This is a genomic window from Bacillus sp. L381 (assembly GCF_030284525.1).
GTDB lineage: Bacteria > Bacillota > Bacilli > Bacillales > Bacillaceae > Bacillus > Bacillus amyloliquefaciens.
Map to the genome: position 1 here is coordinate 3,035,576 of NZ_CP127224.1, position 13,223 is coordinate 3,048,798.

The window sequence follows — 13,223 nt, forward strand, 5'->3', positions numbered from 1 at the left end:
CATATTAACCAATGGTTGTCTTTAGAACCGGAAGGAGATTGACCGATGAATATTTATGACGTGATGAAGATTCCCGCTTATGAGAGGGCCGCATTAATCGCAGGCAAATCCGGCGGATGGAGGGAGGTGGAGCACGTCAACATGATGGATGCACCTGACATCGCTGATTTTTTACATAAAAATGAACTGCTCGTCACCACGGCTTATCACTTGAAGGACCGCCCGCAGCTGTTGAAAGACTTGATCCGCCTCATGGCAAAACGGGGCTGCGCGGGACTCGGAATCAAAACGAAGCGTTATCTTGATGTCATTCCAAAAGATGCCGCGGAGCTTGCCGATCGGTATGAATTTCCGATTATTGAGCTGCCGGAAGACATCAGGCTCGGAGATATCGTCAACACCACGCTGAGCCATATTCTTGATATACGTTCAAATGAGCTGCAGCAGGCCATTTACGCCCATAAAAAGTTTACAAATCACATCATGAGCGGCAAAGGGCTGCAATCTTTGCTCAAAAAGCTCTCAGATATTCTCCGGCTTCCCGTGGTGCTTTTGAATCAGCATACAAAACTCTTATCATCGTCCCACCGCATATCCATAGACACGCCTTTTTTGAAAAACATCCTTTATTCCCTTTCCGGGCCTTATTTCACCTGCTTTTCCATGCTGTCTGACCGAAAGGCGTATTCTGTCCTGCCGATTTTGAATGATGAAAAAAACTGCGGTTATCTCATGATACCGGAGCTGGTGCAGACCGCTGATAAAGGCATGATTTTGACCATCGAACAGGCGGCCAACGTCATTGCCTTTGAACTTTTGAAAGAAAATGCCGTCAAACAATTCGGCAGACGGGCGCGGAATGAATTTTTCAGCAACTTCATCGACCGCTCGTTTACCGGACATGAAGAAATCAAAAGCCGCGCCAAAGAATTCCGGCTCCGCTGGGATCAAAAATATATGTGCATCTGCGGGAAGCTTGACCGGGATGAAAAAACAATCAGCTTTACCGAAAATCAGCTCGCTTCTGAACATGTGTTTGAACTGCTTGAAGGTGAGCTGTCATCCTTTCCGTTTCCCCCTCATCTCTTCATTAAAGGAAATGTCGGTACTCTTTTAATTGAAGCGACAGACAGCTGGAATGAAATGCACGCGTCTGTCATCAGCTTTTTGGAGCAGTTTCAAAAGCAGGTCCGGACACAGTTTAAACGGACTGTTTCCTTCGGCGTCTCAAACATCTGCCAAAAGCTGATCGACGTCCCTGACGCCTTTACCGAGGCTTCTGACGCCCTTTCATCCGGGCATTTGTCCAGAAGCGCGGAATTTATTCAGATCTATCATGCCAAAGACGTGCCGGAGCTGCTCCGGCTGCTTCCGGCGGAGGATTTGAAGAAGTTTTACCAAGTAACCCTCCAAAGCCTGGCCGACCGGCAGCAGGAGGACCAGAGCCTGCTTCATACGCTGTCTGTTTATCTGGAGACCCACTGCCAGATCTCAGAAACGGCTAAACGCCTGTACGTCCATCGAAATACGGTGATCTATCGGTTAGAAAAATGCGAGGAACTGCTCGGCAAAAGCTTAAAAGACCCGGAGACGACAATGCGCCTGCGGCTTGCGCTGAGGATGCAGCGGCTGATTGGTTAAGACAGTGTTAAAGGCAAGGATGCAGGTGTTCTCCTGCATCCTTTTTAAGCAGAGTTACGCTGCACGGCCTAGGATGTTTTCAGCATTACAAATGAGACAGCCCAAGAAAAAACACCGAATGGGATAAGAAGCATAAGGATGATTTCAAAAACGGTCAGCTTTCTTTCTCTCTTGGCTTTCTTTAGCGTTCTATAAAAAAGAAAAGAACAGAATAAGAGAATCAAATGGCTTAATTCAGATAAATCCTCAAAAAATGCTGACATCAAAATCAGCTCCAATTGATATAATCAGCCGTTAGTTGTTATTTTTCTCGCAGCGGCTTCAGTGTTTATGTGTATCCGATTCGACCCAAAAAACCCTCATCAAACTAAAAAGCCTTTTCCGAAGAAAAGGCGTAAGCTGTTCAAGTCTGAAAACGATCAGACGAAACTTGATATGACCCATCCAATGAAACGGCTGATGCTGTCAGACCGACTCCTCCCATCAATACGACAGCCGACACAATAGCTTGACATAGGCCTCTTATGCAGCATGCTTTTTATTAATAAATTTATCTAAGATAAACATAAATAATGCAAACAGAAGAGACATACTCAACATGTCTAGTATAGTGACATTAGAATTTTCTTTTAAGAACCAGAAAAGCTGTAAAACGAAAGTAATCACAAAATACAATATGTAACTAAAACCACTCATGTCTATCAATCCCTTCGCTTGACGTATATATACAAAGACTTACGGCTAAAAACCGCTTTGTTTCCTTCACTTTAATCATTCTTCAACTTATTTTAAAACTTCAAAGCGGGCAATTTCCCACTCTTTATTTGCTTTTAGCGGGATTGTTTTTACCTTTTTTCCTGATTTCAAATCATAAGACGTGATATCTCCAAGCTTGTTATCACGCTGGATATCAAAATTTTTGAGTAAAACATACATCTCTCTGTCATTGAATTGAACATCATTCACTAATTTGTTATCATCCCCGGCATAAAAGTTGAAAGAGTTTTTCTTACCCATTTTTTTATCAAATTCCTGCAGCTTCCCATCAAAAGAAACAGCTAAGATGCTATCTTTTACTATTTTCAATTTTGCAGGCTGAAACCCTTTCTCCATCTCGACTTCTTTTTTTACCTTAAGCGTCTCTCTGTCTATTAATATGAGCTTAGAACTCTCTTTCTCATTCACGTTATCATTAACTGCCAGTACAAATGTATTTTCATCCAGAACTTGGAAGGCATCCTTTTCATCCATGAAGTATATCCCTTGATTCGGTATGGATGCCTTGTTCGCTTGCTTATTTGTCTCTGGGTTAATTGAAAAGATGGACATACTTTCTTCATCACTTGAAATGGCATAAAGTTTATTCTTAACGGCTATTGCTGATCCAAGTTCTCCGTCAAGCTTTATTTGTTTCTTGTTTTTTCGGTTGTTTCCCTTCCAATATACCAATTCACTTTCCAGCCCTTTGTTTGTATAACCAACGTTAATGTCATGGATGATATAACCATCAGAGCTTCTTATAAAGAAAGCCCCTTCATCCTCAGTTGTTTTTGACAAACTCTTTTCTATTATTTTATTTATTTTTCCGGTTTTATTATCTATCATTAAGTGATGATTGCTCCTATTTGATGAGAAGAACGTATCATTTTTATTATGTGAAGACATTGTGTAATTTATGCCATCTTTCAACTCCACGTTATCCATTTTAGAACCATCTTCACTGTAAACCCCAATCTCACTTCCCTTATCTAAAATATTAGAAAAACCAACAATAAAATTTGCATTGTCAATATCCTTTAATACAGTCTTATTATCGCTGCTTCTTTCCTCTTTTTTATTGCCGGAAGAGGTTGTGACTATCAGTATGCAAATGATAATAAACAGAGTCTTAAGTCTATTCATTTTTCCTCCTTATGAAAAAACGAAAAGCCTCCGGAAACCCGGAGGCTTTTGATTCTTATCCTTGCTGCGTGAATGGCCGGGTCTGTGTCTTTTTGCCCCAGCCAAGCGCGGCCAGAAAACTGATGGCGAGAATGACCGCCCCCAGCATATACGGAAATTCCATATTCACATCAAAGAGAAAACCGGCGGCTGACGGTCCTGCGATATTTGCTAAGCTGATGAATGAGGTGTTCATCCCTCCGGCAAACCCCTGCTGGTCACCGGCAAGCTTCGACAGCATCGTATTGACCGCCGGCCGGAGCAGCGATGTCAGCGTGAGAAAAAAGATTGCCGCGGCAAACACGGTCCAATATGAGCCTGCGAGCCTGCACCATACGAGTCCTGCCGCCGCACCGATCAGCGTAACGTTAATGACGCGCTTTTCCCCGAACTTGCCGACGAGATAACTGACACCGACCGCCTGCACAAACACGCCGATGAGACCCGCAGCCGTAATAATAAAGGCAATATCAGACGCTTTAAATCCGTGTTTATGGTCAACGTAAAGGCCGAAGACGGATTCAAAATTCATAATTCCGAAGTTCAGCACAAAAACCAGAATCAGCATAAACGCGAACGGTGACTTGAGCGCGCGTGACATTTGCTTAAACAGATGCTCACGTTTTTCCATTTTTGCCCGGGCTTCCAGCTGTTTTTCGCGCCCCAGCGTCTCAGGCAGAAAGAAAAATGAAAGCACGGTTGAAAAGCAGGCGAGACCTGCAGACACGATGAACGGCACAGCCATGCCGTAATGAACCAAATAGCCTCCGACACCGGGCCCGATGACGACACCGAGCGTCATCGCCGCGCTGAACAGCCCCATTCCTTTCCCGCGTTCTTTTTCCGTCGTAATATCCGCAATGTAAGCGAACATTGACGGCATTAAAAACGCCGCTCCCATTCCGCCCAAAAGGCGGGACGCGAACAATTGCCACAGGCTTCCGGCAAAGGCGAAGATCAATTGTGACACCGCAAAGGCGGCGATGCCGAAAATAATTAGTTTCCGCCGTCCGTATTTGTCGGTTATTTCCCCGGCAATAGGCGCAAATAAGAGCTGTGTAAGCCCCGCCGCAGCAACAAGCAGGCCCATCGTGCTTCCCGTCGCTCCGAATTCGGTAATATATGCGGGCATAATCGGGATAATCAGTCCGATCCCAAGCATCGCAATAAACATATTCAGCATTAAAATTGACAATCGGCCCATGTACGCCATGAATTCTTACCTTCTCCCCAGACAAACAGATGATCATTCCATATTTGTCATTTTTTATATCATTCAGTATAACTGGGGAAAGGGAAAAAAGTCCAGATGATTTAAAAGCTCGGTTTTATGTCTCATGACAGCACACCGGGTTCAGCCTGCAGATCATATATGTTGAGAGCCGCCTGCAGCGCTTCACCGGCTTTAACGGCAACCCCGTGCCTGATCAGAACCGCTTCAAGACCGGCCAGCACAAACAGCACATTTTCCTTCCTGCAGCTGTAGCCCATTGTTCCGATTCTCCATATTTTCCCCTGCAGCGGACCGAACGAGCTCGCAATTTCAATTCCGAATTGAGACAAAAGCATACTCCTGATCGATTCGCCGTCAGCTTCTTGCGGAATCTGCACACATGTGACGACAGGCAGCTTCGCCTCCGGATCGCCGAATAAATCAAGACCCATCGCTGCAAGTCCGGCCATAAGCGCTTTTTCATGACAGCGATGCCTGCGGAACCGTTCTTCAAGTCCTTCTTCAAGGACCAAACGCACCCCCTCCCGCAGCGCATAGAGCATCGTTGTCGCTTCTGTATGGTGATTCAGCCTTCTTTCACTCCAATAATCTTCGAGCTGGCTCAAATCAAAATAGTTGCTCGTAATCGGACGATGATCAGACAGCATTTGACCGTCAGCCGCCGTCGCGATGCCCCGCTCTACCTTTTTACGTCCGGCAATAACCGCGGCCGTCCGGTCATTATATGTAATCGGCGCCATTCCTGAAGGTACCGATAAGCATTTTTGCGTTCCTCCGATAACCGCGTCAATGTTCCATTCATCCGTTTTTACGGCGCAGCCTCCGATCGTGGCCACGGCATCCACGATAAAGAGCGCGTTTTGTTCGCGGCACGCTTCCCCGATTTCTTTCAACGGGTGAATCCGTCCCGTTGATGTTTCTCCGTGCACCATGGCCACAATTTTCGGGGAGACCTTTTTCATTTCGCTGATAATCTCTTCAGGCTGAAAGACCGTTCCCCATTCACACTCGATCGTATGGACGTCCGCTCCGTACCGCTCGGCGATTTCAGTCAGCAAATACCCGAAGCGTCCGTATATCGGAACAAGCACGCGGTCGCCCGGTTCTATCACACTTGCGAGAACCGCCTCAATTCCGGCTCTTGATGTGCCGTCAATCGGATAGGCCCAGCGGTTTTCCGTTTGAAACAATTCACGGAGCATTTGCATCGTTTCGTTCATCATGTCTGTAAATGCCGGGTCAAACTGGCCGATGATCGGAGCGCCCATCGCCCTCAGCACTCTCGGTTCAGCTTCTGTCGGTCCCGGTGTCATAATCGTTCTTTGCGGAATGCACAATTCTTTTCTGGTCGGCACGCCGATTCCCCCTTTACGTTAATAGGCAAGTTTATATAATACATTCGCCAGCGTACGGACGCCGGTTTCCAGCTGATGCGCAGGAGTGAATTCAAGCGGAGAGTGGCTGATTCCGCCCCGGCTCGGGACAAACAGCATGCAGGCCGGAAAGGTTCTGCCGAGCATCTGGGCGTCATGCCCCGCTCCGCTTACGATCTGTTCCGGCTCCGCCCCCTGTTCTTTTGCAGCCTCTGCAGCCGTTCGTATCAGCGTATCATCCATTTGAACCGGCTCTATTTTCATATATTCATCAATAACGTGCCGGACCCCTTTGCTGCGGCTGATTTTTTCAATGATCGAAACCAGTGTCTGATGGAAGGCTGTCAGCACATCTTCCTCCTGATGGCGGATATCAACGGAAAATTGGACACGGCCCGGAATGACATTCGCCATATTCGGTTCCACCGTCATTTTCCCGCACGTCAGGCGAAGCTCTTCCGGCAGTCTTTCCGCTGAGAGCATGAGCTCGTGGATCATGCTGCTTCCCGCGGCGAGCGGGTCCTTCCGCCATTTCATCGAAGTGGTGCCGGCATGGTTGCATTCACCGTCAAGCGTAACGGTATAGCGCCTTTGCCCGGCAATTCCGGTGACAATCCCGATATCCTTTCCCGATCGTTCAAGCGTTTGTCCCTGTTCAATATGAATTTCCAGAAAGGCTTTGATGTCGGTCCGCAGCGGTGCGGGATAGCGGCCTGCACCGAAGCCGTTCTGCCGCATGGCTTCTTTTAGAGAAATGCCTGAAGCGTCTCTCGGCGTTTCCGCATCTGAAAGCGAGAAAGCCCCGGTGATATTTCCTGATCCCCAATAGGTGATGGGAAAACGGCTCCCTTCCTCTTCACAAAGCGACACAGCCTCCAGTGTTTTTTTCGGACGCCCGAACGTCTCATACAAATGACGGATCGCCAGCATGCCCGCCAGCACGCCGAATGCTCCGTCATATTTGCCGCCGTCAATAACGGTGTCAATATGCGATCCGGTCAAAATCACCTCATCAGGCGATTCTGAACCGCTCAGCCGGCCGAACACGTTTCCGACATCGTCAAATGCCGTTTCAAGCCCGAACGCCTCCATTTTCTTTTTGACGGCAAGCTGGGCATCCATCCATTCTTTCGTATATAAAAGCCTCGTCACTCCGCCGGCAGCGGAAGCGCCGAATTGAGACAGCCATTGAATATCATCGGAAATTCCGATACTCGCGGCCGATAGCTGCTGATGTTTCATAGGCACCCTCCTTTTAACCTGACAAACTGGCAAGATGACCTTCATTATAGAAGGAGCGCCTTATGAGTTCATTATCATATCTTCTAAAAAATCGTTCATTTTTCAGACACTTTGTCCAACAAGCCGCACCTTCCGCTCATAAGCCGAAGGAACCATTTTTCAAAAAAGATAGAATATTAGATTTATTTTTTGGATAATAGAGGTAAAGGAGGGCAAGTCATGACAAAAAAACTTTGGTTTCTGCCGATTGTCTGCCTGTATTTCATTTTTGGATGGGCCGCGCCGTCAGCCTCCGCGGGCGCGCCGGCTGACACGAATCTGTACAGCCGGCTGGCGGTGTCAACTGCCGGCACCTTTTTTCCGCAAACCGCCTCATCGGTCATCACTCCGTCTGCGGACACGGACACGTATTACAAAGAAGCTTCCGGAAAAAGCGGGACATCCTTAAAAAGCGCCCTGCACCGCATCATCAGCGGGAATACAAAGCTGTCTTACAGCCAAGTATGGGATGCGTTGAAGGAAACTGATGAAGATCCGGCAAATCCGAACAATGTCATCTTGCTCTATACCCAGGAATCACGGGCAAAAAGTAAAAACGGCGGAAGCGTCGGGGACTGGAACCGTGAACATGTGTGGGCCAAGTCACACGGAAACTTCGGCACATCTGCCGGCCCCGGCACTGACATTCATCATCTGCGTCCGGCAGACGTTCAGGTGAACAGCGCCAGAGGTAACATGGATTTTGATAACGGCGGCTCAGAATACCCGAAAGCGCCGGGCAACTATTACGACGGTGATTCGTGGGAGCCGCGCGATGAGGTCAAAGGAGACGTCGCGCGCATGCTGTTTTACATGGCGGTGCGTTATGAAGGAGACGACGGGTATCCTGACCTTGAGCTGAATGATAAAACAGGAAACGGTTCGGCTCCCTACATGGGAAAACTGTCCGTTTTGCTCAAATGGAATAAACAAGATCCCGTCGACAGTAAGGAAAAACGGCGGAACGAACTCATTTACGAAGACTATCAGCATAACCGCAATCCGTTTATCGACCACCCGGAATGGGCGGATGAAATCTGGAAATAGTGTCATCAGAAATGATAAGGGAGCCCGATCATCAGGCTCCCTTTTTTAATATACGGCGTCTTCGGTCTCGGCATCAAAAAAGACGGCCCTGTCCATATTGACCCCAAGCATAATGGAATCGCCCGGTCTCACCTGTGAAGCGCCGTCAAGACGGATCGTCAGGCGTTCGTCTCCGCTTGATGCATGAACATACATCTCCGCGCCTAAGTTTTCACACACTTCCGCCACAGCACGGCACACCGCCTCATCCGGGTTGTCTGACTGTCCGGCAAGCGTCAAATGCTCCGGGCGCAGCCCCGCTGTCATCTCTTTGCCGCTGTATCCTTTTTGTACGAGAACCGCCGCTTTTTCTTTCGGAATGGGCAAACGAACGGACGAACCGGCAAAATACAATTGTCCGTCATTTTCCTCAATGATGCCTTTTATAAAATTCATACTCGGAGAGCCGATAAAACCCGCCACAAACATATTCGCCGGATAATGATATATCTCATGGGGGCTTGCGGCCTGCTGAATATCTCCTTCATTCATCACGACAATCCGGTCGCCCATTGTCATCGCTTCTGTCTGATCATGCGTGACATAAACGATGGTCGCTTTCAGACGCTGATGAAGCTTGCTGATTTCGGCGCGCATTGTCACACGTAATTTCGCATCTAAGTTGGAAAGCGGCTCGTCCATCAGAAATACCTTCGGCTCCCGCACGATCGATCGGCCGAGCGCAACCCGCTGCCGCTGCCCGCCTGAGAGAGCCTTCGGTTTCCGCTTGAGCAGATGCCCGATTTCCAAAATATCAGCGGCCGTCCTGACACGCTCTGCGATTTCTTTTTTCGCAAGCTTTCTGAGCTTCAAACCGAACGCCATATTGTCAAACACCGTCATGTGCGGATACAGCGCGTAATTCTGAAAAACCATCGCGATGTCGCGATCCTTCGGAGGAAGATCATTCACCGCGTCTCCATCGATATAAAGCTTCCCATCAGAAATGCTCTCAAGCCCGGCAATCATTCGGAGTGTCGTAGATTTGCCGCAGCCTGACGGACCGACAAGCACCAGCAGTTCCTCATCCTTCACATCCAAATGAAAATCCTTCACTGCCGCCGATTGGGCGCCGTATGTTTTTTTGACATGGTCAAATGTTAATGATGCCATTAGAAACCTCCTCCAATACTGGAAACCGCCTCATCTTTCTGTTATGTTAAAAATGTTCGGGGTTTCTGACAGATTCATAAAAAAGCAAATTTGTATTATAACGTCATAATACATATAATAGTACTATTACTCGACATAAGGAGGTCCGTCCCATTGTTAAATAACGGGAGCTCAAAACCTTTATATATTCAGCTGAAACAAATTATCGCGGATGATATCAAAAAGGGCGTGTATTCACCGTCCGTGAAACTGCCGACTGAAAATGAGCTTTGCGAAACGTACAATGTCAGCCGCATAACGGTCAGAAAAGCCATCCTCGATCTTGTGGAAGAAGGCTGGCTTGTCCGGCAGCAGGGAAAGGGAACGTTCGTTAAAAGCCCTAAACTGAAGCGGGAGCTCATCGCGGTCAACGGCTACTCTGAATTTATGGAATCAACAGGAAAAAAACCGAAACACCAGGTCCTTTCCCATGAAATCATTGAAGCGCCTAAATCCATCGCCCAAAAACTTCGCATCGCTTCTGAAAGTCCCGTTCTTGAATTAAAACGCATTTTATTTCACGACGACCAGCCGCTCTCATTCGAAATCGCCCACTATCCGCTCGGTTTATTTCCCGATATCGGCAAGCATATTAAAGACGGCGTGTCGATGCATGACATCTTGAAGCAGCACTATCAGGTGGTGCCCACCCATAATACGAAGCTGTTAAATGTCGTATATGCCAAACAGGAAGAAAGCCGCTATCTGGCTTGCGATATCGGGGATGCACTTTTTGAAATTGATAAAACCGCTTTTATGTCAAAAGACCAGCCGATATACAGCTCGCTGTTTTTAATGCATACCGACCGCGTCACGTTTACCATTAACAGTCCCTACACGTAACAGGCATAAAAAACGAGACAATGCTTATCGTATTCTCGTTTTTTCATTGCTTTTCCCGCCGTCCGGCCTGTAGGGATGCCCGTAACCGAACGCACCGAATCCCCCGCATGTTTTGGCAGCCGTCCCGGCGGCCGTAACAAGCGCTCGCCGTATATCCCGATGCTCGAAAAAATCGGTAAGAAACCCGGCGATAAAAGAATCTCCCGCACCCAATGTATCTATTATATCAGCTCTAACAACCGGCTGATGATAGACGCGCTCCCCATCTGATAACACCGCGCCATATTCTCCCCTTGTCAGACAGACGATTCTCGCTCCGAATCCGCGGGCTTTTTCGGCAAGCTGCACACATTCGCTTTCACTCAAATCGCTCCCGGAAAAAAACGCATACGTCACGTACGGACAGACCGCCTCTAAATAGGCTTCGTCACGTTTTGTTGAAAAGTCAAAGGAAATCGGCACATGACCGCTCAGCATCGGAAGGTCACGCTCTATCCTGCTGTATACGCTCGTATGCAGCAGATCATGTCCGGCGATAAATGAGATGTCATTCTCGTGAAAAGCGAGCGTCAGACGCGATTGCACGCCGCCTTTATTTGATCCGGCAAATATCCTGTCTCCCTTTTCATCAAGAGTAACGACCGCCATCCCGTTTTCTCCGTATGCCCGGCGGATCAAATCGGCATTCACCTTTTCCAGTTTCAGCACGTTCAATACGTGATCCGCGGCTTCATCACTGCCGAGTATCCCGATATAAGAAGTGTCGTGGCCTAAGCGCCGCGCAAGCACGGCTACATTCAGCGCATTCCCGCCCGGGTAAAACGTCTCCTGATCCTGATAATAATCCACCACATTATCTCCGGCAGCTATCAGTTTCATCTTTTCATCCCCCTTATCCTTTCACGCTTCCCGCTGCAATGCCGCGGATAAAATATCTCTGCATCAATAAAAACAGCACTATGATCGGCGCGGCCGAAATCGTCAGCCCGGCCAGCAGTACGCCCCAATCCGTCTGCAGCGCATCTCTGAACTGCATCAATCCGGCCGGAATCGTCCGTAAATTTTCATCATCGATAAAAATAATCGCAAACATAAATTCATTCCACGTATGGTAAGCCGTCAAAATGCCTGACGTCACCAGAATCGGCACACTCATAGGTAAGAATATTCTGAAAAATATCCCCAGACTTGTACATCCATCCAGATAGGCAGCTTCCTCAAGCTCTTTGGAAATCGACAAAAAATAAGAACGGATCAGAATAACGGTAAACGGAATACGATAGGCGGCGTACGGAAGGATCAAAGCCCAATACGTATTGTACAGCCCCAATGACTGGATAATAGAGTACAGCGGCACAAGACTGACCTGCGGCGTCAGCATCAATCCGCCAAGACAAATGATAAGAACAAACCCTTTTCCTTTAAAATGAAAACGGGCCAGCCCGTATGCCGCCAAGGCGCTCACAAATACGGTTATGAGACAAGTCAGCACGGTCACAATGACGCTGTTCATAAAATAAGCGGAAATCCCCTGGTTCCATGCGGAGACGAAGTTTTCGGGATGCCAAACAGACGGCAGCGACCAGCTGTGCTCAAAAATCTCATCCGAGCTTTTAAAGGCGCTGACCGCCATCCATAACAGCGGATAAGCGACGGCAATGAAGTAGATAAAGAGAAACAGCCATACAGACGTTTCCCCGATATACCATTTTCTTTGCTTTCCGGCTGTTCTGACAGTCTGCCGCGGATGGCTCAAGTCCGTCTTTTCAGGAAGCATCAGCTACTCCTCCTTTCCGGTCTTAAAGAATTTCATCTGAATAAGCGACAGGGCAAGCGTCAGCAAAAGCACCACCGTCGCAATCGCGGAAGCGTAGCCCATCATATCTTTTGTAAAAGCGCTCTTATACAAAAATGTGCTCAGCACTTCCGAAGCATTGCCCGGTCCGCCGCCGGTCAGAATATACGGTTCATTAAATACGGTAAACGCGCCGGTCAGCGTCATCACCACGGCAACAAACGACATTTCTTTCGTCTGCGGCACCGTAATGTGAAAAAACTGCTGGATTTTTCCGGCTCCGTCCAGCTGCGCCGATTCATATAATTCAGCGGGAATGCTTTGAATCGAGACAATGTACAGCATGGCGATGTAACCGACGGATTGCCATTGAGACACAAAAATGACAGACAGCATAGCGGTGTTTTCATCGCCCAGCCACGCACGGGTCAGTTCATCCAGTCCCACGGCTTCCAGCAGCTGATTCAAAAGCCCGATTTCCGGGTTATAAATAAAATCAAACAAAAGCGCAATGACGGTCATGGAAATGACGACCGGGAGAAAAAATACCGTACGGAAAAACGGCGACCATTTTCTTACCAGCCTGTCTTCCAGCACGGCCGCCAGAATCAACCCGCCGCCTACCTGGCAAATCAGCGATATGACCGCATACAGCACATTGTTGCGGAGTGCTGTAAAAAACACGGGATCGTGAAACAAATCAATATAATTTTTAAAACCGATAAACGTCTTTTCGGGTTGAAATGAGCTCCATTCAAACAGACTGAAAAACACATTCTCAAAAATCGGAATATAAACGAACAGCAAGAAAATCAGCGCGGGTGCGAGAAACAGATACGGAATGAAACGTTTTCGGCTGACCAAGGAAATCCTCATC

General features: G+C 47.8%; 11 protein-coding genes. 3 read left to right on the forward strand and 8 right to left on the reverse strand.

Translation table 11 applies throughout. The features are described 5' to 3' along the window. The first annotated feature begins 45 nt into the window (after positions 1 to 45). The gene (locus QRX25_RS15635; RefSeq protein WP_065982243.1) at positions 46 to 1,641 is read left to right on the forward strand and encodes a PucR family transcriptional regulator; all 1,596 of its coding nucleotides are present in this window, start codon (positions 46 to 48) and stop codon (positions 1,639 to 1,641) included. Between the two features lie 783 nt (positions 1,642 to 2,424). On the opposite strand, the gene QRX25_RS15640 is transcribed toward QRX25_RS15635, so the two are convergent. From QRX25_RS15640 to allC, 4 genes are all read right to left on the reverse strand, one after another. Continuing rightward, positions 2,425 to 3,543 carry a hypothetical protein gene (locus QRX25_RS15640; RefSeq protein ID WP_065982245.1) on the reverse strand — a complete coding sequence of 373 codons (1,119 nt, stop codon included), beginning with the start codon at positions 3,541 to 3,543 and terminating at the stop codon, positions 2,425 to 2,427. A 55-nt stretch (positions 3,544 to 3,598) separates the two neighbouring features. Beyond that, positions 3,599 to 4,795 carry an MFS transporter gene (locus QRX25_RS15645; protein ID WP_065982246.1) on the reverse strand — a complete coding sequence of 399 codons (1,197 nt, stop codon included), beginning with the start codon at positions 4,793 to 4,795 and terminating at the stop codon, positions 3,599 to 3,601. A gap of 122 nt (positions 4,796 to 4,917) precedes the next feature. Further along, on the reverse strand, positions 4,918 to 6,129 hold the full coding sequence (locus tag QRX25_RS15650; protein ID WP_373925710.1) for a pyridoxal-phosphate-dependent aminotransferase family protein: 1,212 nt from the start codon (positions 6,127 to 6,129) through the stop codon (positions 4,918 to 4,920). A 60-nt stretch (positions 6,130 to 6,189) separates the two neighbouring features. Beyond that, positions 6,190 to 7,431, reverse strand: a complete 1,242-nt coding sequence (allC, locus tag QRX25_RS15655; RefSeq protein ID WP_212099182.1) for an allantoate deiminase — start codon at positions 7,429 to 7,431, stop codon at positions 6,190 to 6,192. Between the two features lie 219 nt (positions 7,432 to 7,650). Here allC and QRX25_RS15660 point away from each other — a divergent pair, with 219 nt between their 5' ends. Next, positions 7,651 to 8,517, forward strand: coding sequence for an endonuclease I family protein (locus QRX25_RS15660; protein ID WP_014472219.1), 867 nt, complete (start codon positions 7,651 to 7,653; stop codon positions 8,515 to 8,517). 45 nt (positions 8,518 to 8,562) lie between these two features. Here the strand turns inward: QRX25_RS15660 and QRX25_RS15665 are convergent, their stop codons facing one another. After that, on the reverse strand, positions 8,563 to 9,669 hold the full coding sequence (locus tag QRX25_RS15665) for an ABC transporter ATP-binding protein (protein ID WP_212099185.1): 1,107 nt from the start codon (positions 9,667 to 9,669) through the stop codon (positions 8,563 to 8,565). A 153-nt stretch (positions 9,670 to 9,822) separates the two neighbouring features. Between QRX25_RS15665 and frlR the strand changes: the two genes are divergently transcribed. After that, positions 9,823 to 10,551 (forward strand): transcriptional regulator FrlR, encoded by a 729-nt coding sequence (gene frlR / locus QRX25_RS15670; RefSeq protein WP_014472656.1) that lies wholly within the window; start codon positions 9,823 to 9,825, stop codon positions 10,549 to 10,551. Between the two features lie 24 nt (positions 10,552 to 10,575). On the opposite strand, the gene QRX25_RS15675 is transcribed toward frlR, so the two are convergent. Genes QRX25_RS15675 through QRX25_RS15685 form a run of 3 tightly spaced genes read right to left on the reverse strand, consistent with a single transcriptional unit; the run spans position 10,576 to position 13,222 of the window. Next, entirely contained in the window at positions 10,576 to 11,430 is an 855-nt protein-coding gene (locus QRX25_RS15675) for a fructoselysine 6-kinase (RefSeq protein WP_212099188.1), read from the reverse strand. Between the two features lie 13 nt (positions 11,431 to 11,443). Continuing rightward, positions 11,444 to 12,328, reverse strand: coding sequence for a carbohydrate ABC transporter permease (locus QRX25_RS15680; protein WP_115997006.1), 885 nt, complete (start codon positions 12,326 to 12,328; stop codon positions 11,444 to 11,446). A 3-nt stretch (positions 12,329 to 12,331) separates the two neighbouring features. Then, positions 12,332 to 13,222 carry a carbohydrate ABC transporter permease gene (locus QRX25_RS15685; RefSeq protein ID WP_013353474.1) on the reverse strand — a complete coding sequence of 297 codons (891 nt, stop codon included), beginning with the start codon at positions 13,220 to 13,222 and terminating at the stop codon, positions 12,332 to 12,334. Position 13,223: the final 1 nt, after the last annotated feature.